General features: G+C 53.7%; 22 protein-coding genes and 1 pseudogene. 7 read left to right on the top strand and 16 right to left on the bottom strand.

Features of this window, described 5'->3' with window-relative positions:
* Positions 1-255 precede the first annotated feature (255 nt).
* Genes J1778_RS05965 through J1778_RS05945 form a run of 5 tightly spaced genes read left to right on the top strand, consistent with a single transcriptional unit; the run spans position 256 to position 5,230 of the window.
* Positions 256-1,335 carry a PTS fructose transporter subunit EIIC gene (locus tag J1778_RS05965; RefSeq protein WP_217172390.1) on the top strand — a complete coding sequence of 360 codons (1,080 nt, stop codon included), beginning with the start codon at positions 256-258 and terminating at the stop codon, positions 1,333-1,335.
* Positions 1,336-1,365: 30 nt separating this feature from the next.
* On the top strand, positions 1,366-1,695 hold the full coding sequence (locus tag J1778_RS05960; RefSeq protein ID WP_217172389.1) for a PTS fructose-like transporter subunit IIB: 330 nt from the start codon (positions 1,366-1,368) through the stop codon (positions 1,693-1,695).
* Between the two features lie 16 nt (positions 1,696-1,711).
* Complete coding sequence (locus J1778_RS05955) at positions 1,712-4,009, top strand: formate C-acetyltransferase (protein WP_217172388.1); 2,298 nt, start codon at positions 1,712-1,714, stop codon at positions 4,007-4,009.
* A complete protein-coding gene (locus J1778_RS05950; protein ID WP_217172387.1) occupies positions 3,975-4,862 on the top strand; it encodes a [formate-C-acetyltransferase]-activating enzyme in 888 nt (295 codons plus the stop codon). Before J1778_RS05955 ends, J1778_RS05950 begins: the two co-directional genes overlap by 35 nt.
* Before the next feature lie 23 nt (positions 4,863-4,885).
* A complete protein-coding gene (locus J1778_RS05945; protein ID WP_217172386.1) occupies positions 4,886-5,230 on the top strand; it encodes a PTS fructose-like transporter subunit IIB in 345 nt (114 codons plus the stop codon).
* A 21-nt stretch (positions 5,231-5,251) separates the two neighbouring features.
* Here J1778_RS05945 and J1778_RS05940 read toward each other — a convergent pair whose 3' ends face one another.
* The 3 genes from J1778_RS05940 to metE form a co-directional block, all read right to left on the bottom strand.
* Positions 5,252-6,109, bottom strand: coding sequence for an AraC family transcriptional regulator (locus tag J1778_RS05940; RefSeq protein ID WP_217172385.1), 858 nt, complete (start codon positions 6,107-6,109; stop codon positions 5,252-5,254).
* Between the two features lie 173 nt (positions 6,110-6,282).
* The gene (gene budC, locus J1778_RS05935) at positions 6,283-7,047 is read right to left on the bottom strand and encodes a meso-2,3-butanediol dehydrogenase (protein ID WP_217172384.1); all 765 of its coding nucleotides are present in this window, start codon (positions 7,045-7,047) and stop codon (positions 6,283-6,285) included.
* A 235-nt stretch (positions 7,048-7,282) separates the two neighbouring features.
* Entirely contained in the window at positions 7,283-9,562 is a 2,280-nt protein-coding gene (gene metE, locus J1778_RS05930; protein WP_217172383.1) for a 5-methyltetrahydropteroyltriglutamate--homocysteine S-methyltransferase, read from the bottom strand.
* Positions 9,563-9,666: 104 nt separating this feature from the next.
* Between metE and metR the strand changes: the two genes are divergently transcribed.
* Positions 9,667-10,602 (top strand): HTH-type transcriptional regulator MetR, encoded by a 936-nt coding sequence (gene metR, locus J1778_RS05925; RefSeq protein ID WP_217172382.1) that lies wholly within the window; start codon positions 9,667-9,669, stop codon positions 10,600-10,602.
* Here the strand turns inward: metR and J1778_RS05920 are convergent.
* Positions 10,508-11,407, bottom strand: a complete 900-nt coding sequence (locus J1778_RS05920; protein ID WP_217172381.1) for a carboxylate/amino acid/amine transporter — start codon at positions 11,405-11,407, stop codon at positions 10,508-10,510. The two genes, metR and J1778_RS05920, sit on opposite strands and share 95 nt — an antisense overlap.
* Before the next feature lie 202 nt (positions 11,408-11,609).
* Here J1778_RS05920 and J1778_RS05915 point away from each other — a divergent pair, with 202 nt between their 5' ends.
* Positions 11,610-11,912 (top strand): DUF2756 domain-containing protein, encoded by a 303-nt coding sequence (locus tag J1778_RS05915; protein ID WP_200223242.1) that lies wholly within the window; start codon positions 11,610-11,612, stop codon positions 11,910-11,912.
* Between the two features lie 56 nt (positions 11,913-11,968).
* Here the strand turns inward: J1778_RS05915 and ugpQ are convergent, their stop codons facing one another.
* From ugpQ to livH, 12 genes and pseudogenes are all read right to left on the bottom strand, one after another.
* Positions 11,969-12,709: a glycerophosphodiester phosphodiesterase gene (gene ugpQ, locus J1778_RS05910; RefSeq protein WP_217172380.1), complete on the bottom strand. Its 741-nt coding sequence runs from the start codon at positions 12,707-12,709 to the stop codon at positions 11,969-11,971.
* A gap of 2 nt (positions 12,710-12,711) precedes the next feature.
* Positions 12,712-13,785, bottom strand: coding sequence for a sn-glycerol-3-phosphate import ATP-binding protein UgpC (locus J1778_RS05905; protein ID WP_217172379.1), 1,074 nt, complete (start codon positions 13,783-13,785; stop codon positions 12,712-12,714).
* A 6-nt stretch (positions 13,786-13,791) separates the two neighbouring features.
* Positions 13,792-14,637, bottom strand: coding sequence for a sn-glycerol-3-phosphate ABC transporter permease UgpE (gene ugpE / locus J1778_RS05900; protein WP_112290926.1), 846 nt, complete (start codon positions 14,635-14,637; stop codon positions 13,792-13,794).
* The gene (gene ugpA, locus J1778_RS05895; RefSeq protein ID WP_112290924.1) at positions 14,634-15,521 is read right to left on the bottom strand and encodes a sn-glycerol-3-phosphate ABC transporter permease UgpA; all 888 of its coding nucleotides are present in this window, start codon (positions 15,519-15,521) and stop codon (positions 14,634-14,636) included. Before ugpA ends, ugpE begins: the two co-directional genes overlap by 4 nt.
* 167 nt (positions 15,522-15,688) lie before the next feature.
* Positions 15,689-17,002 (bottom strand): sn-glycerol-3-phosphate ABC transporter substrate-binding protein UgpB, encoded by a 1,314-nt coding sequence (gene ugpB / locus J1778_RS05890; RefSeq protein WP_217172378.1) that lies wholly within the window; start codon positions 17,000-17,002, stop codon positions 15,689-15,691.
* 202 nt (positions 17,003-17,204) lie between these two features.
* A pseudogene (locus tag J1778_RS24565) lies at positions 17,205-17,363 on the bottom strand (type VI secretion system tube protein Hcp); the annotation flags it as partial.
* 306 nt (positions 17,364-17,669) lie between these two features.
* On the bottom strand, positions 17,670-17,930 hold the full coding sequence (locus J1778_RS05885) for a hypothetical protein (RefSeq protein WP_238484581.1): 261 nt from the start codon (positions 17,928-17,930) through the stop codon (positions 17,670-17,672).
* Between the two features lie 281 nt (positions 17,931-18,211).
* The gene (locus J1778_RS05880; RefSeq protein ID WP_217172377.1) at positions 18,212-19,399 is read right to left on the bottom strand and encodes an aminotransferase-like domain-containing protein; all 1,188 of its coding nucleotides are present in this window, start codon (positions 19,397-19,399) and stop codon (positions 18,212-18,214) included.
* Between the two features lie 131 nt (positions 19,400-19,530).
* Positions 19,531-20,232 carry a high-affinity branched-chain amino acid ABC transporter ATP-binding protein LivF gene (livF, locus tag J1778_RS05875; protein WP_217172376.1) on the bottom strand — a complete coding sequence of 234 codons (702 nt, stop codon included), beginning with the start codon at positions 20,230-20,232 and terminating at the stop codon, positions 19,531-19,533.
* Between the two features lie 27 nt (positions 20,233-20,259).
* Positions 20,260-21,030, bottom strand: a complete 771-nt coding sequence (livG, locus tag J1778_RS05870) for a high-affinity branched-chain amino acid ABC transporter ATP-binding protein LivG (RefSeq protein ID WP_013577465.1) — start codon at positions 21,028-21,030, stop codon at positions 20,260-20,262.
* Positions 21,027-22,316, bottom strand: a complete 1,290-nt coding sequence (locus J1778_RS05865; protein WP_217172375.1) for a high-affinity branched-chain amino acid ABC transporter permease LivM — start codon at positions 22,314-22,316, stop codon at positions 21,027-21,029. Before J1778_RS05865 ends, livG begins: the two co-directional genes overlap by 4 nt.
* The gene (gene livH / locus J1778_RS05860) at positions 22,313-23,239 is read right to left on the bottom strand and encodes a high-affinity branched-chain amino acid ABC transporter permease LivH (RefSeq protein WP_217172374.1); all 927 of its coding nucleotides are present in this window, start codon (positions 23,237-23,239) and stop codon (positions 22,313-22,315) included. The genes J1778_RS05865 and livH overlap by 4 nt, the downstream gene beginning before the upstream one ends.
* Between the last annotated feature and the right edge of the window lie 7 nt (positions 23,240-23,246).

Below are 23,246 nucleotides of genomic sequence, written 5' to 3'. Positions count from 1 at the left end.
GTCAGTGCTTTTTTGCGAGCCAGCTCACACGCCAGAGGTGAGCAGAAACCTCGCAGTATTTCGGGTTATTTGAACCTGCTCGCATTTTTGATCTGACATTACAAAAGTCCAGTAAAACACAATTTTGTCCACTATTAGCGCCACGGTCAGCAGCCTATTGTTGAGATCGATAGCCTTTCTGTATCTGCGGTTTTAGAAATCAGGCTGCTGATATTTGCGATTTTTAGCCCGACACCGGTTTTCACGGAGTTCATCATGAAAGACTTGCTCAATATTCTAAAAAATACCCGCCAGCATCTGATGACCGGCGTGTCTCATATGATCCCTTTCGTGGTTGCAGGCGGCATTCTGCTGGCTGTCTCGGTCATGCTGTATGGCAAAGGCGCGGTGCCGGATGCCGCCACCGATCCGAATTTAAAAAAGCTGTTTGATATCGGCGTAGCCGGTTTAACCCTGATGGTGCCTTTCCTGGCGGCATATATCGGTTACTCCATTTCTGACCGTTCTGCTCTGGCGCCTTCCGCCATTGGTGCCTGGGTCGGCGTATCATTCGGGGCCGGTTTTTTTGGCGCCATCATCGCCGGTCTGATCGGCGGCATTATCGTTTTCTATCTCAAAAAGATCCGGGTGCCTAAGATCCTGCGTTCGGTGATGCCGATCTTCGTGATCCCGATCATCGGGACGCTGCTGACGGCGGGGATCATGATGTGGGGCCTGGGTGAACCGGTCGGCCTGCTGACCACGTCGCTCACGCACTGGCTGCAAGGCATGCAACAGGGCAGCATTATTGTGCTCGCCATCATTATGGGACTGATGCTGGCTTTCGATATGGGCGGGCCGGTCAACAAAGTTGCCTACGCCTTTATGCTGATTTGCGTCGCGCAGGGCGTGTATACCGTGGTCGCGATTGCTGCAGTTGCCATTGCCACGCCACCGCTCGGACTGGGCTTTGCCACGCTCATTGGCCGTAAATACTACACCACCGAAGAACGTGAAGCGGGCAAAGCCGCCATGCTGATGGGCTGCGTCGGCGTCACCGAGGGCGCCATTCCTTTCGCCGCCGCTGATCCGTTGCGCGTGATCCCTTCCATCATGATTGGCTCTGCCTGTGCAGCCGTGACCGCTGCACTGGTCGGCGCAGAATGTTATGCCGGATGGGGTGGGCTGATTGTGCTGCCTGTCGTACAGGGAAAACTGGGCTATATCGGCGCATTAGTGGTCGGCATGGTGATCACTGCACTGTGCGTCAACCTGCTGAAACATCTGGCTGCCAAAAAACAATCCACTAAAAAACATGAGGAATCCGACCTGGATCTGGATTTCGAAATTAACTGAACTCTGTGCAAAAAATAGAAGGATAAGAATATGACTCACATTATTGCTGTCACCGCTTGCCCGTCCGGCGTTGCCCACACCTACATGGCAGCCGAAGCCATTGAACGCGCAGCGAAAGCAAAAGGCTGGGAATGCAAAGTCGAAACACAGGGCTCGATTGGCCTGGAAAATGAACTGACCGCCGCCGATGTCGCCGCCGCAGACATTGTGATCCTGACCAAAGACATCGGCATCAAACAGGAAGAACGCTTCAAAGGCAAAGTCACTGTACGTGTCGCCATCAGCGATGCCGTTAAACGCGCTGACGCCATTATGGAAAAAATCGCGGCGCATCTCAGTAAAGCCGCTGTCACGGATTGAAAGTAAGGAGAACAGGATGACTTCCCGCATCGAACGTCTGAAAACTGCGCTTTTCGCCAGCCCGCGTGAAATCTCGCTGGAACGGGCTCTGCTGTACACGGCAAGCCACCGCACGACAGAGGGCGAGCCCACGCTTTTACGTCGGGCAAAAGCGACGGCCTGGATCCTTGATCACGTTGAAATTACCCTGCGTGAAGACGAACTGATTGCCGGTAACCGCACCGTCAAACCGCGAGCGGGGATCATCTCTCCTGAAATGGATCCTTACTGGCTGCTAAAAGAGCTGGATGCATTTTCCACCCGTCCGCAGGATCGCTTCACGATTTCTGAGGAGGATAAACAGATTTACCGCGAACAGCTTTTCCCTTACTGGGAATCGCGTTCGATGAAAGACTTCATTAACAGTCAGATGCCGGAAGAAGTAAAAGCTGCTACCAAAACGCAGATTTTCAGCATCAATCAGACCGACAAAGGCCAGGGGCACATCATCATTGATTACCCTCGCCTGCTCAGTGGTGGTCTGGATAATTTAGTCACAGAACTTAAGCAGCACGTTAACGATGCGCCGGATAACGCCTTTTATCAGGCGGCACTGATTTTGCTCGAGGCTTCGCAGCGGCATATTTTGCGTTATGCCGCGCTGGCAGAACAAATGGCGCAGACGTGCAATGATGTGCAAAGAAAGGCCGAACTCGAACGTATTGCCCGCATTTCGCAGCATATTTCCGGCAATAAGCCGCAGGATTTCTATCAGGCCTGTCAGCTGTTCTGGTACATGAACATCATTTTGCAGTATGAATCTAACGCCAGTTCACTTTCCCTCGGGCGCTTCGATCAGTACATGCTGCCGTTCTATCAGCACTCACTGTCCCACGGTGAATCCCCGGAGTTCCTTAAAGAACTGCTGGAAAGCCTGTGGGTGAAATGCAACGACATCGTGCTGTTGCGTTCCACGTCCAGCGCGCGCTACTTCGCCGGATTCCCGACCGGATACACCATTTTGCTCGGCGGCCTGACCGACGCCGGTCGCAGCGCAGTCAATGTGCTGTCGTTCCTGTGTCTGGATGCGTATCAGAGTATTTGCCTGCCACAGCCAAACCTTGGCGTGCGGGTCAATGAATTCATCGACCGTCAGTTCCTGCTGAAAACCGCCGAAACTATTCGTCTCGGTACCGGTATTCCGCAAATTTTCAACGATGAAGTGGTGGTTCCGGCATTTCTCAATCGCGGCGTACGCCTTGAAGACGCGCGGGATTACGCCGTGGTCGGCTGCGTTGAACTGTCAATTCCTGGCAAAACCTACGGTCTGCATGACATCGCCATGTTTAATCTGCTGAAAGTCATGGAGCTGACGCTGCATGAAAACGCAGGCAACGCTGCCATTACATACCCTGAACTGGTGGAGCAAATTCGCCAGAAAATCAGCCATTTCGTCCGGCTGATGGCGCAGGGCAGCAATGTCTGCGATATCGGCCACCGCGACTGGGCACCGGTTCCGCTGCTGTCTTCGTTTATCGAAGGCTGCCTGGACAGCGGCAAAGACATCACCGCTGGCGGCGCGCGCTATAACTTCTCCGGCGTACAGGGCATCGGCATCGCGAATCTCAGCGACTCGTTGCATGCGCTGAAAGGCATGGTTTTTGACCAGCAACGTCTGACCTTTGACGCGTTACTGGCCTCACTTAAAGAGAATTTTGCCAGCGAGGAAGGACGCGCCATTCGCGCCCGTCTGATTAACCGCTTCGAGAAATACGGCAATGACGTCGATGAAGTCGATTTGATCAGTGCCGATTTACTGCGTTTTTACTGCAAGGAAGTCGAGCAGTACCGCAATCCGCGCGGTGGCCAGTTTACGCCGGGATCTTACACCGTATCCGCCCATGTACCTTTAGGTGCGGTGGTCGGCGCCACGCCGGACGGTCGATTTGCCGGGGAACAACTGGCCGATGGCGGGCTTTCACCGATGCTGGGGCAAGACCATCAGGGACCGACAGCGGTGCTGAAATCCGTCAGTAAACTCGACAATACGCTGCTCTCAAACGGCACACTGCTGAACGTTAAATTCACGCCATCGACGCTCGAAGGCCAACAGGGACTGAATAAACTGGCTGACTTCCTCGGAGCTTTCACCCGCCTGAAATTGCAGCATGTGCAGTTCAACGTGGTGAACGCCGAACAGTTACGCGAAGCACAAAAACGTCCGCAGGATCACGCCGGGCTGGTCGTCAGAGTGGCGGGATACAGCGCGTTCTTTGTCGAACTGTCTAAGGAGATTCAGGATGACATTATCGGCCGCACCGCGCACCAGCTCTGAACGGCGGATCCCCGTCATGGAAGAGCCGGAAAAGCGCGGGCGCATCTTCAATATTCAGCGTTTTTCGCTTAACGATGGCCAGGGTATCCGTACCCTGGTTTTCTTCAAAGGCTGTCCGCACCGCTGCCCGTGGTGCGCTAACCCTGAATCCATATCGCCGCGCATTCAGGTGATCAAACGACCGGCAAAATGCCTCAACTGCCGCACGTGTTTGCAGGATCCAGCCGAATGCCCAAGTGGTGCAATGGAATATGTCGGCGAAGATATCCCGCTGCCGGACCTGATGAAGCGGTTGCTGAAAGATGAAGTTTTTTTCCGCTCATCGGGCGGTGGCGTCACGCTTTCCGGTGGTGAAGTGCTGATGCAACACGCGTTTGCCGGTGAGTTGCTCAAAGCGTTGCGGGCGTCAGGCATTTCAACGGCAATAGAAACCGCAGGCGACGCACCGCTTTCTCATCTGCTTGCGCTGACCGAAAATTGTGATCAGGTCCTTTACGATTTTAAAATAATGGATCCTCAGCAGGCGAGATCGGTGCTCAATATGAACCAAACGAGAGTGCTGGAAAATTTCCGTGCGCTGGCTGAGCATGGGGTAAATCTGCTTCCCCGCCTGCCGCTGATCCCCGGTTTTACGCTGACACAGGAAAATATGCAGCAGGTTCTGGAATTCCTCCGGCCATTCAACTTAGCCGAAATCCATCTGCTACCCTTTCATAAATACGGCGAAGCGAAGTACCCGTTGCTGGACAAAACTTACTCGATGCATAAGACAAAGGTGCCGGATGCCGCAACTATTGCGCCGTTTTATGCGATGGCTGAAAAATACGGTTATAACGTCACGCTGGGTGGGTAAATTTAAAAATCAGGGGAAATACTATGTCGCTCAAACTGGTCGCAGTCACCGCGTGTATCAGCGGTGTGGCACATACTTATATGGCGGCAGAGCGGCTGGAAAAGCTCTGTTCGCAGGAAAAGTGGCAGGTGAAAGTTGAAACACAGGGCGCGCTGGGCGTCGAAAACTTACTGTCAGAAGCGGACATTGCTCAGGCGGATATTACCTTGCTGATCACTGAAATCCAGCTGGAAAAAAGTGAACGTTTTGATCACAGCCGCTGCGTTCAGACGGGTATTCATACGTTTTTACGTACTCCGGAAAAGGTAATGGCTGCCGTTAAAAAAATCGCAACCTCACCGCAGGGAACAAAAATCGTTTTAGCGTGATCCCTGCAAACCGGTTGGCAGTCAGGCATTTTCAAACTGGCTGCGGTATTGCCGGCGGTATTCTGAAGGAGAGCGTTCGGTGCTTTTTCTGAACTGACGGCAAAAATAATTGCTGTCGATAAATCCGCAGGCATGAGCAACTTCCCTGATTTTCATGTCATACCCTTTCAGCAGATTTTTCGCCTGCTCCAGCCGCACATAGTTCAGGTATTCATTCAGCCCGATACCCCCGCTTTTCTGAAACAAATGCGATAAATAGTTCGGTGAAATATAAAACGCTTTGGCGACAGAATCGCGGGTCAGCGGTTCGCGATAATGCTCCTCGATATACTGACGGATAGCCGCAAATAACGCCTGACTGCGCGAGACGGTTTGTACCGAAGAGCTGAACAGATCCAGCGCGTGGCTGAGCAGTCCTTTCACCAGAAACTGCGCGGTGGACTGATCACTGCGATGCCACGCCAGTTCATTGAGCGCCTGTAGCATAAATGCGCCGGTCCGCGGTCCGCGTCGCCCGACATTACCTTTTTCGCTGGCAGTAAACTGTTCGCCATCCCAGTGAAGCAGGCTGAAACCCAGTTGCTGTTTGCCAAATAAGAAACTCAGGGTCCGCACCGGCTGTTGCCATTGCGGGCTGTTCCAGCCTTTTGACGGAACGAACAGCGCATCGCCAGCCTGCATCCGGGTAGTCTGAATATTGCCGTGTTCGTCTTCCCACTTCATCATCTGTTCGCCGTCCAGCACCAGTTCAAGACGCGGAAAATCCACCTGATAGGCCAGCTCCGGCACCGGATGCTGAGCGCCGGCAAAATACACCTGACGTATACCCGCGGGATGTTCAAGTACAGGAGATAAAAGGGAAAAAAGCAGATGGGTCATGGTCAGGTTACCTTTGTACAGAATCTATTCCATGATAACGAATCTGTAGCGGAGAAAGGGGAACATGGCGCAAATTTGCGGGACACCGCGAAAAATACGGCCCGCCAGTGAAGTGGCGAGCCGGAAGACGCCCGTTTTCGACGCCTGTTGTTAACGTTTTATAAAACAGTGCGCTACGCCTGCGCAGGTTGACCGTTAGAGGCAGAAAGCCCGCCATCGACCGGCAGATTTACGCCCGTCACGAAGCGGGCATCATCACTGGCGAGAAACGCGATCACATCGGCAATTTCTTCCGGTTCTGCGCCACGCCCCAGAGGGATGCGTTCGGCAAATTTCGCCAGCAACGGCTTGTTGTCTTTGATACCCGATGCCATATCCGTGAAGGTCAGCGACGGACAAACGGCATTGACGCGCACGCCATCTTTACCGTGATCCATAGCAATCGAACGGGTGAAGTTGGTCACACCGCCTTTTGCGGCATTATAAAAGCTCATGCCCCAGTCACCGCCGATGCCGGACACCGAAGAAATATTCACGATATTCCCTTTGCTCTTAATCAGCGCGGGCATAAAGAAACGTGTGCAGTAGAAAACGCCACTGAGATCGATACCCATGATTTTCTGCCAGTCGTCGAGGCTGGGCTCTGTCACTTTGCCCTGCACCACCACGCCTGCACCATTTACCAGCACATCAACACGGCCGAATTTATCCTCAATCACTTCTGCCATACGCTCCACATCCTGCGCGGAAGAAACATCCGCCAGATGAATGTAATACTGCGTACTGCTCAACGTTTTAGCGACTTTCTCCAGCTTTTCCTTCGTCCGGCCGACAAGTACTACAATCGCCCCTTCTGAAGAAAAACGCCGAGCCGATGCGGCACCCATGCCGGAACCTGCGCCAGTAACTACCACGACTTTGTCTGTAAACCGGTTCATATTTTCTCCCTGTCTGATGGGTAAAATGAAAGTAAAGCCTGATTAAAGCCTAGCGGAGAACCGCGCCGTGCGTGGAAACTGCCCGAAGCTCAGCGCCAAAATCACGCCACAGCCTCCGTATGGCGCGGGCTGAAACAGACGTAACAAATTGCGTATGAGAACAATAAAAAAGGGGGCACCGGAGTGCCCCAAAACGTTTCAGCAACAACACAACGTAATCTTATTCAGTACAAAATCAGGCTTTCTCAGCACGCAGGCGCCTGGCGGCTTTTACCATGTTTTCCAGCGATTCACGGGTTTCCGGCCAGCCACGGGTTTTCAGGCCGCAGTCCGGGTTGACCCACAGGCGTTCTGCCGGAATGCGATCCGCGGCTTTACGCAGCAAAGCTTCAATCCATTCCACGCTTGGCACATTCGGTGAGTGAATGTCGTAAACGCCCGGCCCGATTTCGTTCGGGTACTCGAAATCTTTGAACGATTCCAGCAAGTCCATATCGGAACGCGAGGTTTCGATGGTGATCACGTCAGCATCCAGCGCGGCGATGGAATCCATGATGTCGTTGAATTCGCAGTAACACATGTGGGTATGGATCTGCGTGTCATCACTGGCAATCGCAGCATTGAGTTTGAACGCATCCACTGCCCAGCGCAGGTACGCCTTCCATTCAGACCGACGCAGTGGCAGGCCCTCACGCAGTGCCGGTTCATCAATCTGGATGATACCGATACCGGCTTTTTCCAGATCCTCCACTTCGTCACGCAGCGCCAGCGCGATTTGTTTGGCGATGGTTTCACGGCTGACATCTTCACGCGGGAAGGACCAGCACAGGATCGTAAGCGGGCCGGTCAGCATGCCTTTCACCGGTTTTTCGGTCAGGGACTGTGCGTATTTTGCCCACTCAACGGTGATCGCTTGCGGACGGCTGACGTCGCCGATGATGACCGGAGGTTTGACGCAACGTGAACCGTAGCTTTGTACCCAGCCGTTTTGTGTGAATACAAAACCGTCCAGATGCTCGCCAAAATATTCAACCATGTCGTTACGTTCAGCTTCGCCGTGAACCAGCACGTCGATACCCAGACGTTCCTGCTCTTTAATGGCTTGCTTAATGTGTTCGCTGATACCGGTGCGGTATCTGGTGTTATCCAGACGACCTTGTTTAAAGTCCAGACGCAGGCCACGGATTTCAGTCGTTTGCGGGAATGAACCGATGGTGGTGGTCGGCCATGCTGGCAAGTTGAAACGGGCGCGCTGCGCTTTGGCGCGCTCGGTATAAACGTGCTTGCGCTCGATATCTGCGACGGTGATTGCCGCCACACGTTTACCGACCGCCGGATTGTTCACACGGGCAGATTCACGGCGGGCACGGACTGGCGCACTGTAGTCCGCCAGTTTTTGCTGCGCTTCAGCGGTCGGGTTGTTCAGTGCAGAGGTCAGCAATGACAGCTCGGCACATTTTTGCAGGGCAAAGGCGAACCAGCTTTTCACTTCTTCATCCAGACGGCTTTCAACGCTTAAGTCGATAGGACTGTGCAACAGCGAACAAGAGCTGCCGATCCAGACATTACGGCCTGCCACCAGCGGCTTCAGACGGTCGAACCAGGTGCTCAGATCCGCACGCCAGACGTTACGCCCGTTGATCACGCCCAGAGAAATCAGCCAGTTTTCTGGCAGTTGACTGATGACGGTTTGCAGGTCATCACGACCCGCGACGGCATCAATATGCAGACCCTGAACCGGTAACTGGCGGATAGTGTCGAGGTTGTGCCCGACGCTGTCGAAATAAGTGGTCAGCAGCAGTTTGGTTTTGCTCTGTTCCAGCGCGGTGTAAGCGGGTTTGTACGCATTCAGCCATTCCTGCGGCAATTCCAGCACCAGAGCCGGTTCGTCAATCTGCACCCATTCGATATCGCGTTTTGCCAGTTCGGCCAGCACCTGCTGATAGACCGGCAGAATGTCGTTGAGCAGGGAAAGACGGTCAAACTGTTCGCCCTTCACTTTGCCGAGCCAAAGATAGGTCAGCGGCCCCAGCAGAACAGGTTTCACTTTGTGACCGAGCGCCAGCGCTTCGTCCACTTCTTCCAGCAGTTGTGTCCAGGTCAGTTTGAATTTCTGCCCTTTCACAAACTCCGGCACCATGTAGTGATAGTTGGTGTTAAACCATTTTGTCATTTCCGCAGCGGCAGCCGGTTTACCTGTCGGCGCGCGGCCACGCCCAAGACGGAATAAGGTATCGAGATCAACAGAGCCATCGGCATTCTGATGACGGGCCGGCACGTTGCCCAGCAACAGGCTGGTGGTCAGTACGTGATCGTACCAGGCGAAATCGCCCACCGGCACCCAATCCACGCCTGCTTCAGCTTGTTGCTTCCAGTGACGGGCGCGCAGTTCACGTCCGGTTGCCAGCAGTTCTTCCTGAGTGGAATTGCCTGCCCAGTAGCTTTCTTGTGCTTTTTTAAGTTCACGACGCAGACCAACGCGTGGAAAACCCAGAGTGTGATTCAGTATCGTCATCTTTTTAATTCCTGTTTAGCCATCCAGATGTTTACACATCCATAATCCGCAGGTAGTGTATATTCCACAAGCGCAAATTATTCATGACACAGTGAAGGACTCTCATGATCGAACTGAAACACCTGCGAACGTTGCAAGCACTGCGCAACACCGGGTCACTGGCCGCAGCCGCCTCGCAGCTTCATCAGACCCAATCGGCTCTGTCGCACCAGTTCAGTGACCTGGAGCAACGCCTGGGTTTCAGGTTATTCGTGCGAAAAAGTCAGCCTTTACGCTTTACGCCGCAGGGCGAAATCATGCTGAATCTGGCTGAACAGGTGCTGCCGCAAATCCAGCAGGCGTTACAGGCGTGCAATGAACCGCACCAGACTTCACTGCGTATCGCGATTGAATGTCACAGTTGTATTCAGTGGCTGACGCCTGCACTGGATAGCTTCCACCAGAACTGGCCGCAGGTATTGATGGATTTCAAATCCGGCGTGACGTTCGACCCGCAGCCCGCGCTGCAACAGGGCGAGCTGGACATCGTGTTAACCTCCGACATTCTGCCGCGCAGCGGTCTGCATTATTCCCCTATGTTTGATTTTGAAGTGCGTCTGGTGCTGGCACCGGATCATCCGCTGGCAGCCCAAACAGTGATTACACCCGAAGATCTCAGCACGGAAACATTGATGATTTATCCGGTACAGCGTCAGCGTCTGGATATCTGGCGGCATTTCCTGCAACCGGCAGGCGTCAGCCCGGCACTGAAAAGTGTCGATAACACGCTGTTATTGATTCAGATGGTGTCGGCGAGAATGGGGATTGCAGCGCTGCCCCACTGGGTGGTGGAGAGTTTTGAGCGCCAGGGTCTGGTGGTGACCAAAACCCTGGGCGATGGCTTATGGAGCCGTCTGTACGCCGCCGTTCGTGACGGCGAACAGCGTCAGCCGGTAACAGAAGCGTTTATTCGTTCGGCGCGGCAGCACGCGTGCGATCATCTGCCGTTTGTTCGCGACGCGGCACGACCCAACGCCGGTGCACCCACAGTGAGGACATAATCACTGCGGCGCCCATGATAAAGCTCGGCCAGTGCGGCTGCTGTTGCCAGATCGCCAGATTAACCAGCAGCCCGGCCGGGACGTGAAAGTTGTTCATAATCCCCAGCGTTCCCGCATCAACCTGCGTTGCACCGTAGTTCCACATGAAATATCCCAGCCCGGAAGCGCCAATCCCCAGCCACACCAGAATGCCCCATTGCAGATTTGTGGTCGGCAGTTTTTGCGGATTGCCCCACAGGAACCACGCCACCACCGCACAGAGCAGCGCGCCGATATAGAACCAGGAAAACGCCGTGTGCTGTGGCATCGGACGGGTTTCCATCAGGCGTTTATAGCCCACCTGCCCGATGGCAAAACAGATATTCGCCGCCTGCACCAGCAATAAACCGATGATGAAATGTTCGCTGATGTGGTCGTATCGAATAATCGCCGCGCCCGCCACCGCCAGTAACGCACTGAGCGCATAACCGACCCGGATTTTGCGGCCACTGATCAGGTCATAAATCAGCGTTACGTACAGCGGCGTCATCACCGTAAACAGTAAAAACTCCGGCACCGACAGGTACAGATACGCCTCGAAACTGATGAGATACATGATCCCAAGCTGCATCGCGCCCACTGCCATGTACAACAAAATGGTGGTGAGCTGATGGCCTTTCCAGCGCAGAAATGGCAGGAAAACCAGCGCCGCCAGCCCTAAACGGACTAACACGGAGAACACGCTGTCGACCTGCCCGGCTAAATAGACGCCGATCAGGCTGAAGGAAAAGGCCCACAAAATGGTGGTGATAATGAGTAAAGGCACGGCAGTTGAGCCCTAAAATGATAAAGATGGATAATTGTAACGGAATGACGGAAACCGCGAAGCGTGAAGGTGGTTTACATCTGTTTAATTATAGAGCAAACGAGAGCAATGCCACGCTTTGAGGGAAACGTGCGCTCAAAGGACACGTTCACCGCTGCGATGGCATACACTTAACGTATGACTGGAAACGGAGGATGAACTGATGAAATGTTTATATGGAATGCTCGCCGCGCTGCCGCTGCTGTTTGCCGTTCAGACCGCCAGTGCAGTCGAAAAAGTGCCGAACCCTAATGATCCGCTGCTGAACAATCCTTCGCAACAGCGGATGCAACAGCAACAGCAGAACAATCAGCAAATGCAGAAACGTCAGCAGGAGCAGGATCTGCGTAACAGCCAGCAACAGCAGCAACTGAAGCTGAAATCACAGATTCAGAGCAATCAGCAACGATTGCAGATCCAGCAAAATAACCAGACGCTGGGTCAGAAGCTGAATCAGACGCCTTAGTTAATCTTTCAGGCGCGGTGGTCACTGCGCCTGATCTGTGCTTTTAGCACCCCGTCCTAGATAAAATCCGGCCCTATAACATCAATCTTATCGGTACAAATACAGTCTACGCCCCAGCCCAGTAATTCGCGGGCGCGCGCCGGGTTATTCACCGTGTACACCAGAATATGCAGTCCGGCCTCTTTGATGGTTTTAACGCGCTCTTCGTTGAGCAATTTATGGTTGAGATGCAGGGAAACGCATTCCAGTTCATCGGTCAGTGCTTTCCAGTTCTCATGCCATTCGTCGATCAGCAAGCCACGCGGTAATTCCGGTGCGGCTTTTTTGGCGGCCACCAGCGCATCGAATTCGAACGAGGAAAGCAGCGGCGCAACAGGCTGGTCTTTCCACAACTCGCGGGCAGCCAGCGCCACATCGGTGCCGGTTTTCTCGTTCAGACCGGTGGTCGGTTTGATCTCGATATTCACCATCATATGATGACGCGCACAGCGTTCGGCAACCTGCGCCAGCAGCGGCAGTGTCTCGCCTTTAAATGCGGCGCTGTACCAGTTACCGGCATCGAGCTTTTCGAGCTTTTCCCACGGCAACTCACCGGCCACGCCCCAGCCGTTGCTGGTGCGGTTCAGGGTATCGTCATGCAACAGGAAGATTTCCCCGCCCTGCGCCAGTTTGGCGTCAAATTCGATCATGGTATGACCGTATTTTGCGCCCATATCGATAGCCGCCAGCGTATTTTCCGGCGCCAGTGCGCCGCCACCACGGTGCGCCACAATGCGAGGGTAAGGCCAGGCTTTCATGTTCATTCCATCCGTAATCCGCTGTGAGTATCGAAAAAGTGTAACGCTTTCGCCGGGAAAACCAAGCGCAACAGCGAACCGGCTGTCGGGAACACTTCATGCGATAAACGCACCACAACACCACTGCCCGCCAGTTTGCCATGCGCCAGATTATCCGCCCCCAGCAGTTCCAGCGTATTCAGTACCATCGGAATACCGTTTTGGGGATCATCGGTCAGATGAATATGTTCAGGGCGAATACCGACCGTCAGCTCACGACCGCCCCACTCAGGGCGCGGAACCGGCAACGGCAACTCAAATCCGCCTTCCATCACCAGCGACGTGCCGTCCGTGGTCAGTTGACCGGGCAGCAGGTTCATGGCCGGAGAACCGATAAAACTGGCGACAAACAGGCTGGCCGGACGGCGGTAGACTTCTGACGGCGTACCGATCTGCTCGGCGATACCTTTGTTCATCACGATCACGCGCTCGGCCAGCGTCATGGCTTCCACCTGATCGTGCGTCACGTACAAACTGGTGGTGCGCAGACGGCGGTGTAATTGCTGCAGTTCAAGGCGCATCTGCACGCGCAGTTTGGCATCGAGGTTGGAAAGCGGTTCATCGAACAGGAACACAGCCGGTTCACGCACAATAGCGCGCCCCATCGCCACACGCTGACGCTGCCCCCCGGAAAGCTCACGCGGTTTGCGTTTGAGCAACGGGCCAAGTTCCAGAATACGCGCCGCTTCTTCAACACGGTCATTGATCTGCGCCTTGCCGAAGCCGCGGATTTTCAGGCCGTACGCCATATTGTCGTACACGCTCATGTGCGGATACAGCGCATAGTTCTGGAACACCATCGCGATGCCGCGATCTTTCGGTTCCAGTTCGGTGACGCGCTGGTCGTTAATATAAATATCGCCGGACGTGGTGCGCTCAAGCCCGGCTACCATGCGCAGCAGGGTCGATTTTCCGCAGCCGGAAGGCCCGACCATCACGATAAATTCGCCGTCGGCGACGTCCAGATCGATACTTTGAATGATCTGATTTTTGCCGTCGTAGGACTTGGTCACTGCCTGTAATTTCAAATTTGCCATTTCAGTTTACTTCTCACTGTCTACCAGGCCGCGCACAAACCAGCGCTGCATCAGGAGCACCACCGCCAGCGGTGGCAATAAGGTCAGGATCATGGCCGCCATCACCTGATTCCATTGGGTTGAGCCGTCGCCGGAGGAAATCATGCTTTTAATCCCCGCCACCGCCGTGCCCATCGAGGCATCGCTGGTGATCAGAATCGGCCACAGGTACTGGTTCCAGCCATAAATGAAGGTGATGACAAACAGCGCCGCGAGATTGGTTTTCGACAGCGGCAACACGATGTCCCAGAAAAAGCGCATCGCTCCCGCGCCGTCGATGCGCGCGGCTTCGAGCAACTCATCCGGCAAAGTCATAAAGAACTGGCGGAACAGGAAAGTGGCAGTCGCCGATGCCATCAGCGGCAACGTCAGGCCGGTATAGCTGTCGAGCATATGCAGATTGGCGATCACCTGAACAGTCGGGAAAATACGCACTTCCACCGGCAGCATCAGTGTCATAAAAATCAGCCAGAAGAACAGGTTACGCAGCGGGAAACGGAAATAGACAATCGCGTAGGCCGAGAGCATCGACACCGAAATCTTACCGACGGTGATCACCATCGCCATGATGAAGCTGTTGATCAGCAAGCGGCCAAACGCCGGGCTGTTGTTGCCTGCGCCCTGCGTCCAGATAGTGCTGATGTTTTCCCATAAATGTGTGCCGGGGATCAGCGTCATCGGCACATCGAAAATCTGTTTGTTATCCAGCGACGCCGCCACAAACGCGACATATAACGGGAATAAAATCACCAGTACGCCGAGCAGCAGCATGATGTGGCTGAAAATATCCAGCCCTCTGCGGTTTTCAATCATTGGTAACGTACCTTACGCTCGACAAAGCGGAACTGAATGAACGTCAGGCCGCAAACCAGCATCATCAGAATGACGGACTGTGCGGCAGAGCTGGACAGGTCCAGACCGGAGAAACCTTCGCGATACACTTTATAAATCAGGGTTGTCGTCGCCTGCACCGGGCCGCCCGCCGTCGCGGCATCAATCACCGGGAAAGTATCAAAGAAGGCGTAAACCAGATTCACCACCAGCAGGAAAAAACTCACCGGTGAAATCAGCGGCAACACCAGATTGAAGAAACGGCGTACCGGGCCAGCGCCGTCGATAGCCGCCGCTTCCACCAGCGATTTAGGGATCGACTGCAAGGCCGCAAGAAAGAACAAAAAGTTGTAGCTGATTTGCTTCCAGACCGACGCCAGCACCACCAGGAACATCGCCTGACCGCTGTTTTGCGCGTGATTCCAGTTGTAGCCCATCGAGCCTAAGAAATGGGTGATCAGGCCCAAGCCGGGGCTGAACAGAAACATCCACAAGACGGCAGCCACGGCAGGCGCAACGGCATAAGGCAGGATCATCAGCGTCTGATAAATCCGGCTACCGCGTACCACGTGATCGACCAGCGCCGCGAAAAACAGCGAAACGGCCAGTCCGATAAAGGCCACCATAAAGCTGAATTTCAGCGTGGTGTAGAAAGAATCGAGATAGTACGGATCCTGAAACAGCTGCGTGAAGTTAGTCATTCCCGCAAAGGTGCTGGAAAGTCCAAACGGATCCAGCGTCTGCACCGAATACCACAGCGCCTGACCGGCAGGCCACAGGAAAAATATCGCGGTGATTAACAGCTGCGGCAGGACCAGAGCATAGGGCAACCAGCTGCAACCAAAACCGGGACGGTGTGAACTCATGATGGTTTACTCGTTAATGCGATGACAAAAGGCAGGCTACTCCGGATGAGGCGTAGCGAGCGAAGCCAGACTGGGTGCGGACAGCGCACAGCTCCCGGAGTGGACACAAAGTCCATGAGGAGAGCGAGCACTGCCCAATCCCAGACTGGCAAAGCGCAGTAGCCGACTTACTTAGCAGAAGCTTCGAAGCGACGTAATAGTAAATTCCCGCGCTGTACTGCAGTGTCTAACGCTTCTTTAGCCGTTTTCTTGCCGCTCCACACGCTTTCCAGCTCTTCATCCACGATGGTGCGTATCTGCGGCATGTTGCCCAGACGCAGACCTTTGGTGAACGGTAATGGTGGCTTGTTCAGCATCTGGCGGGTGGCGACGTCAGAACCGGGGTTCTTCTCGTAGAAGCCTTCTTTTTTGGTCAGCTCATACGCGGCGGTGGTCACCGGCAGATAACCGGTTTTCTGGTGCCATTCGGCTGCGATTTCCGGTGTAGTCAGGAATTGCAGGAATTCGGCAACGCCTTTGTAGGTGTCTTTGTCTTTGCCATTCATCACCCACAGGCTTGCGCCGCCGATGATGGCGTTTTGTGGTGCGCCTTTAATATCTGCGTCGTAAGGCATCATGCCTACGCCGTAGTTGAATTTGGAATACTGACGGATGTCGGCCAGTGAACCGGAAGACGCAGTAGTCATCGCGCAATCGCCGTTATAGAACTTGGCGGTGGATTCATCTTTACGACCAAAATAGGTGAAATCACCTTTCTTGTTCATGTCTTCCAGCATCTGAATGTGTTTGATTTGTTCTGGTTTGTTGAATTCCAGAACCGCATCAGTGCCATCGAAGCCGTTGTTTTTGGTGGCAATTGGCAGACCGTGCCAGGCGCTGAAGTTTTCAATCTGGATCCAGCCCTGCCAGCCGCTGGCGTAACCACACTTCATGCCCGCTTCACGCAATTTTTCGGTGTATGCAGCCATATCCTGCCAGGTTTTTGGCGGCTGATCCGGGTTCAGACCGGCTTTCTTAAACGCATCTTTGTTGTAATACAGCACCGGCGTGGAGCTGTTGAAAGGCTGAGACAGCAGACGGCCTTTGGAATCGGAGTAATAACCGGAAACGGTCGGCACGAACTGGGATACGTCTTCTTTAATGCCCGCGTCGCTGAACACTTCGTAAACCGGTTTGATGGCTTTGCTGGCCATCATGGTCGCGGTGCCCACTTCGTAAACCTGCAAAATCGCCGGAGCATTACCGGTACGGTATGCCGCGATACCAGCAGCCAGACTTTCGTCGTATTTGCCTTTATAGACAGGCACGATTTTGACATCAGGGTGCGTCTGGTTAAAACGGTCAGCCAGCGAGTTCACTTCTTTGCCCAACTCGCCGTCCATTGAGTGCCAGAAAGGAATTTCTGTCACAGCGAAAGCATTGGCGCTGAAAGCCAGCGTCAGCGCGGTGCCGATAACCGTTTTTTTGAGGTTGATGAACATGCCTGTCTCCTGAATTCTGCTGGTGTGCTGCAAGTGCAGCCTGAAGTATGCCGGGTAGAGTCGGGAGGTAAAATGACACGGAAAAATGACAATAAGGTTACGGGAAGGTTAAGCGGGGATGACAGACAGATGGCAGAAAATGAGGTTCATGGCGGTTAAGCGTTAGGAAAAGCCGTCCGCAGGACGGCTTATCTAATTCGAGTTATGCTACGGTGCGTTCATTCCAACTATCTTTAAATATTATGTTCCCATCAACATATTTCCATTGAATTGACTCATAGCGCATTTCAATATTTTCCAGATGCGTTCCTGTTCCCGAACCAGGATGAAGGCTCGGAGTAATGCCGGTGATCTTCACATTTTACAATAATAGGAGAACCATTTTCATCTGTTAACCAAAAATAAGCAGGATTAGACATTTTTATTTCCTTACTTTAATGTTTTGGATTTTTTCCTGTAGTCTTCTATTTTTCCGATGCACTTTGATACACAGAAGAAAAACACCAGAAATCCTGTGGCATAAACAAATTTCATATGCCACACAACTGGCAGCATAAGGCATCCGATTAACCCACCAACAAAAAGTACAGATTCAAAAAAATTCCATACTTTGACGACGGAAAATATCATCCATTTCGCTGCGCCTTTTGTGAAAACATGAAACGTTTCATTGAGTGACATGCAGTATTCGCCCTACAGCATTGTTCATCGCAATACTTTTCGCGGTAATTAAACGATCCACTATCGAGGAGACAACACTCCGACAGATATTATTACCCCTAATCACCGTAGCATATTTATCGAATTCATTAAATATAACTCCTACAAGATTTATTAATCCGGTAATAGTGGCTGGGGACATGATTATGTCTGAAATTCTATTTGCAACATCTTCTATATCACTTGAAATGTTATTGATATCTGCCACGATAAACCTCCCTGATTTCGTGTTGACATGACCTTAATACAATAAGGGTTAAATGACCAAGTGTTATAAATTCAATTTTTTTTATTAAATGTGCGGCATACCGTGGAATATCAGGGAGCAATATGAATGAGATACTGTACCTGCCAGCAACTGCCCCTGGCTGTCTGGCAGATAGAGATTTACCTTCAGACGCCCCTGGTTTTTCTGGTACCAGAGCGACGAAGCAAAAAATAAGGCACATCGGGTTAACGATGCGCCTCAGGGAATACGGAAAAGAAGGATTACAGTGCGCGTTTCAGACGGGCGACCGCCTCGTGCATTTGCTCTTCGGTCGCGGTGGCGAAGGACAGACGGAAGGTCGAGTGATCCGGGTTATCGGCATAGAAGAATTCGCCCGGAACAAAGACCACGCCCTGCTCCAGCGTTTTTTTCATCCAGTCAGCGCAGTTACGCGGTTCGCGGAAGCGCGCCCACAGGAACATGCCGCCTTTCGGATATTCAAACGTCAGCACGTCGCCCAGCTCGCGTTCCAGCAGTCCGGCCATGATCTGACATTTCTTTTTATACGCGGCACGGATGGTTTCGATCTGCTTCGGCAGACGGCCCAGACCGAGATAATATTCCGCAATGCTCTGCGACAGCGCGCTGGCGTGCAGGTCCGCGGCCTGTTTGATGATGGCAACTTTGTGCAGCAGCCAGTCAGGCATAATCACCCAGCCCAGACGCAGGCCCGGTGCCAGAATTTTAGAGAACGTCGAGGTGTAGATGATGTTGTCGGCGTGACCGAACAACGCTTTCGACAGCTCAAAGAGCGTCGGCTGGCGTTCATCGGTGAAACGCAGTTCGCCGTACGGGTCATCTTCTACAATCAGGAATTCGTGCTGTGCCGCCAGTTTTACCAGTTGCTCACGACGGGCGCGGCTCAGGGTCACGCCGCTTGGGTTACCAAACGTTGGCACCAGATACACGCCTTTGATTTTCTGCGTTTTCAGCAGCTCCGCCAGTTCATCAACAATCATGCCGTCGCCGTCAGAACCAACGGACAACAGTTTAGCTTCGGCCAGTTCCAGTGTCTGTAACGCCGCCAGATAGGTCGGGCGCTCCACCACAAACACATCATCCGGATTCACCACGGCGCGCATCACCAGATCCAGCGCCTGCTGGGAGCCTGCGGTCACCACGATATCTTCAGGGCCCGCCAGCACGCCACGTTCCTGACAAAGTTCAGCAATACGCTCACGCAGCGTATGACTGCCTTCGGTCAGGCCATACTGAAAAGCGTGCTCAGGCTGTTCGGTGATCGCCAGTTGTGTGGCTTCACGCAGGCCGTCGAAATCAAAAAGCGCTGAAGAAGGAATACCACCCGCCAGTGAGATAACGCCTTCCATTTTGCTGTGTTTCAGCAATTCCCGGATGGCCGAACTTTTAAGCCTGACCATACGGGCGGCGAGTAAACCTTCTGTGTTCATGACATGTTCCTGATGATGTGCAAAGTTATACGAATGTAAGAGATGTTAATTTATAGACAAAATAAAAACCGCAAAGCGCTTGCCGTGCGGTTTACCAGATTTATCACAGATTTTCAAAAACCGACGTCAATTTATGCACCGAGATAGGCCGCACGTACCGCTTCGTTCGCCAGCAAGGCCGCGCCGGTATCTTCCAGCACCACATGACCGTTCTCCAGCACATAGCCGCGGTCGGCAAGTTTCAGCGCCTGATTGGCGTTTTGCTCGACCAGGAAGATGGTCATCCCTTCTTCGCGCAGCTGCTGGATGGTGTCGAAAATCTGCTGGATGATGATCGGTGCCAGCCCCAGCGACGGCTCATCGAGCAGCAGCAAACGCGGCTGGCTCATCAGCGCACGACCAATTGCCAGCATCTGTTGCTCACCGCCGGACATGGTACCCGAACGCTGAATACGACGCTCTTTCAGACGCGGGAACAGCGTAAACACGCGCTCCAGGCGGGCATGATACTGGTCACGCGTGGCAAAAAATCCGCCCATCGCCAGATTCTCTTCCACCGTCATACGTGAGAACACACGACGGCCTTCCGGCACAATCGCGATATCGCCGCGCATGATTTTGGCGGTCTGCCACTGCGTGATGTCCTGCCCTTCGAAAATGATCGAGCCGTGGGTCGCACGCGGTTCGCCACACAAACTGCCAAGCAGCGTGGTTTTACCCGCGCCGTTCGCGCCGATCAGCGTGACGATTTCCCCTTTATTAATGCTCAGACTCACTTCGTGCAGCGCCTGAATTTTGCCGTAATGGGCGGATACCTGATTAAATGACAACATCTTGTTCTGTCCCTTAGACTTCGCCCATTAACCTTCGCCTAAATAGGCGCGGATCACGTCAGGATTATTACGAATTTCAGCCGGTGTGCCTTGCGCCAGCGGCGTCCCCTGATTCACCACGTAGATGCGGTCGGAAATACCCATCACCAGTTTCATGTCGTGTTCAATCAGCAGAACCGACACGTTGTGCTGGTTACGCAGTTCGGCAATCAGCTGATTCAGCTCTTCGGTTTCGCGCGGGTTCAGACCGGCTGCCGGTTCATCAAGCATCAGGATTTCCGGACGCGTGACCATGCAGCGGACAATTTCCAGACGGCGTTGCTGACCGTAAGCCAGATTACCCGCCTGACGGTTTGCCAGTTCGAGCAATCCGACACGTTCCAGCCAGTCGGCAGCACGATCGAGCGCATCCGCTTCGGCACGACGGAATCCCGGCGTTTTAAACAAGCCAGCCAGTACACCGCTTTTCAGGTGCTGATGCTGAGCGACCAGCAGATTTTCAATCACCGTCATTTCACGGAACAAACGCACGTGCTGGAAAGTACGTACTACGCCCATACGGGCAATTTTTTGCCCCGGTAATCCTTCAAGATGCTGATCACGCAGTTTAATGGTGCCGCCGCTCGGTTTATAGAAACCGGTCAGGCAGTTAAAAACAGTGGTTTTACCGGCACCGTTCGGGCCGATCAGCGAAACAATTTCGCCCTGATTGAGGTTCAGTGCCACATTGTTGACCGCCAGCAGGCCGCCAAAACGCATCATTAATCCTTCAACCGCTAACAGAGGTTGCGTACTCATGCCTGTTCCCCCTGATCCGCGATTTGTTTCTTAGAAAGCTTCAGTTTTAGTTGCGGACGTTTCATCGGCAGCAAACCCTGCGGACGCCAGATCATCATCAGCACCATTAACGCACCGAGCAGCAACATGCTGTACTCGTTGAGATCACGCATCAGCTCGCGGGAAACAACCAGCAGAATTGCCGCCAGAATGACCGCAAACTGTGAGCCCATTCCGCCGAGCACGACGATAGCCAGCACAAAGGCGGATTCCGCAAAGGTGAAGGATTCCGGGCTGACAAAGCCCTGACGCGCGGCGAACAGCGTACCGGCGAAACCGGCAAACGCGGCGCTGATGGTGAATGCGGTCAGTTTGATACGGGTCGGGTTCAGCCCCAGCGAACGGCAGGCAATTTCATCCTCACGCAATGCTTCCCACGCGCGCCCCAGCGGCATACGCAGCAGACGGTTGATGATGAACAACGTCGCGATCACCAGCAGCAGCGCCACCATGTAGAGGAAGATAATGCGGTCGCTCGGATCATAGGTGACATGGAAGAAATTACTGAACGTGTCCCAGCCCCCGTCTCGCGGTGTGCGGCTGAATTCCAGCCCGAACAGCGTCGGTTTCGGGATCTGGCTGATGCCGTTCGGCCCGCCAGTCAGTTCGGTATTGTTAAGCAGCAGGATTCGGACGATTTCACCGAAGCCAAGCGTCACAATTGCCAGATAGTCACCCCGCAACCGCAGCACCGGAAAACCGAGCAGGAAACCAAAGGCCGCCGATACCAGTCCGGCCAGCGGTAACGCTTCCCAGAAACCGATGCCGTAATAGTGATTGAGCAGCGCGTAGGTGTAAGCGCCGATGGCGTAAAAGCCGCCGTAACCCAGCACCAGCAGACCGGACAATCCGACCACCACGTTCAGGCCGAGACCGAGCATGATGTAGATCAGCGTCAGCGTGGCGATATCCACCGTGCCGCGCGAGACGATAAACGGCCAGGCGATAGCCGCGATAATCAGCACCAGCGCCAGCAACTTTTGTTTCGGCGTCGAACCATCAAAGCTCGGCAACACCCAGCCAGGTCCGGAAACTTTTTTCAGGCCGCTGCTCACCAGCGGGCGGAACAACTGGAACACGAAGACGATGGCGCAGCCGATGGCAATCCACGTCCAGCGCACTTCACCGGCTCCGTTGACCACCAGTTTGGTGCCATCGAGACTCAGCTGTAACCCCATGATGAACGCAGCCAGCACCAGCAGAACGAAAGCGGAGACCAGCGCATTTAACAAATTCAGGCGCTTCATACTTTCTCAACCTCCGGGCGTCCGAGAATACCGGTCGGCAGCACCAGCAACACCACGATCAGCAATGCGAAGGACACCACGTCTTTGTATTCAGTGCTCAGGTAAGCCGAGGTCAGCGCTTCGGCCACACCTAAAATCAGGCCGCCGATCATCGCGCCCGGAATACTGCCGATACCCCCCAGAACTGCGGCGGTAAAGGCCTTCATCCCGGCCATAAAGCCGATGTACGGGTTAATCACGCCGTAGAACTGACCAAGCAGAACGCCCGCCACAGCCGCCATTAACGCGCCAATGACGAAGGTCAGCGAGATCACGCGGTCAGTGCTGATCCCCAGCAGGCTGGCCATTTTGAGATCTTCCGCGCAGGCACGACAGGCACGTCCCATACGCGAATAACGGATGAACAGCGTCAGCGCCAGCATCGCGACAAAGGTGACTATCCAGATAATCAGTTGCATGGTGCTGATCGTCGCGGCGAAACCATTCGCTTCGCCCAGTCTCCATTGGCCGGTGACCAGACTGGGTAAAGCGAGATCGCGTGAGCCTTGCGTGAGGCTGACGTAGTTTTGCAGAAAAATTGACATCCCGATGGCAGAAATCAGTGCAATCAGACGCTTGGAGTTACGCACCGGCTTATACGCCACGCGTTCAATACTCCAGCCGTAGGCACTGGAAATCACAATCGCGGCGATAAAGCCGGCACCGATCAGCAACCAGCTGGCGTCGATACCCATCATCATCAAAGCGGCGATTACGATAAAGGAGACATAACTGCCGATCATATACACCTCGCCGTGGGCGAAGTTGATCATGCCGATAATGCCGTAAACCATGGTGTAACCAATGGCGATCAGCGCATAAGTGCTGCCCAACGTGACACCGTTGAACATTTGCTGAATGAAATAGAGGAACTGCTCTGACATACCCTAT

The sequence above is a fragment of the Rahnella bonaserana genome (assembly GCF_019049675.1).
GTDB classification, from domain to species: Bacteria; Pseudomonadota; Gammaproteobacteria; order Enterobacterales; family Enterobacteriaceae; genus Rahnella; species Rahnella bonaserana.
This window is presented reverse-complemented; position numbering and strand designations above follow the sequence as displayed.

What these genes read in the sequence shown, in the direction of transcription:
- J1778_RS05965 (WP_217172390.1), top strand. Translation starts at nt 256, where the DNA reads ATGAAAGACTTGCTCAATATTCTAAAAAATACCCGCCAGCATCTGATG.
- J1778_RS05960 (WP_217172389.1), top strand. Translation starts at nt 1,366, where the DNA reads ATGACTCACATTATTGCTGTCACCGCTTGCCCGTCCGGCGTTGCCCAC.
- J1778_RS05955 (WP_217172388.1), top strand. Translation starts at nt 1,712, where the DNA reads ATGACTTCCCGCATCGAACGTCTGAAAACTGCGCTTTTCGCCAGCCCG.
- J1778_RS05950 (WP_217172387.1), top strand. Translation starts at nt 3,975, where the DNA reads ATGACATTATCGGCCGCACCGCGCACCAGCTCTGAACGGCGGATCCCC.
- J1778_RS05945 (WP_217172386.1), top strand. Translation starts at nt 4,886, where the DNA reads ATGTCGCTCAAACTGGTCGCAGTCACCGCGTGTATCAGCGGTGTGGCA.
- J1778_RS05940 (WP_217172385.1), bottom strand. Translation starts at nt 6,109, where the DNA reads ATGACCCATCTGCTTTTTTCCCTTTTATCTCCTGTACTTGAACATCCC.
- budC (WP_217172384.1), bottom strand. Translation starts at nt 7,047, where the DNA reads ATGAACCGGTTTACAGACAAAGTCGTGGTAGTTACTGGCGCAGGTTCC.
- metE (WP_217172383.1), bottom strand. Translation starts at nt 9,562, where the DNA reads ATGACGATACTGAATCACACTCTGGGTTTTCCACGCGTTGGTCTGCGT.
- metR (WP_217172382.1), top strand. Translation starts at nt 9,667, where the DNA reads ATGATCGAACTGAAACACCTGCGAACGTTGCAAGCACTGCGCAACACC.
- J1778_RS05915 (WP_200223242.1), top strand. Translation starts at nt 11,610, where the DNA reads ATGAAATGTTTATATGGAATGCTCGCCGCGCTGCCGCTGCTGTTTGCC.
- ugpQ (WP_217172380.1), bottom strand. Translation starts at nt 12,709, where the DNA reads ATGAAAGCCTGGCCTTACCCTCGCATTGTGGCGCACCGTGGTGGCGGC.
- J1778_RS05905 (WP_217172379.1), bottom strand. Translation starts at nt 13,785, where the DNA reads ATGGCAAATTTGAAATTACAGGCAGTGACCAAGTCCTACGACGGCAAA.
- ugpE (WP_112290926.1), bottom strand. Translation starts at nt 14,637, where the DNA reads ATGATTGAAAACCGCAGAGGGCTGGATATTTTCAGCCACATCATGCTG.
- ugpA (WP_112290924.1), bottom strand. Translation starts at nt 15,521, where the DNA reads ATGAGTTCACACCGTCCCGGTTTTGGTTGCAGCTGGTTGCCCTATGCT.
- ugpB (WP_217172378.1), bottom strand. Translation starts at nt 17,002, where the DNA reads ATGTTCATCAACCTCAAAAAAACGGTTATCGGCACCGCGCTGACGCTG.
- J1778_RS05880 (WP_217172377.1), bottom strand. Translation starts at nt 19,399, where the DNA reads ATGAACACAGAAGGTTTACTCGCCGCCCGTATGGTCAGGCTTAAAAGT.
- livF (WP_217172376.1), bottom strand. Translation starts at nt 20,232, where the DNA reads ATGTTGTCATTTAATCAGGTATCCGCCCATTACGGCAAAATTCAGGCG.
- livG (WP_013577465.1), bottom strand. Translation starts at nt 21,030, where the DNA reads ATGAGTACGCAACCTCTGTTAGCGGTTGAAGGATTAATGATGCGTTTT.
- J1778_RS05865 (WP_217172375.1), bottom strand. Translation starts at nt 22,316, where the DNA reads ATGAAGCGCCTGAATTTGTTAAATGCGCTGGTCTCCGCTTTCGTTCTG.
- livH (WP_217172374.1), bottom strand. Translation starts at nt 23,239, where the DNA reads ATGTCAGAGCAGTTCCTCTATTTCATTCAGCAAATGTTCAACGGTGTC.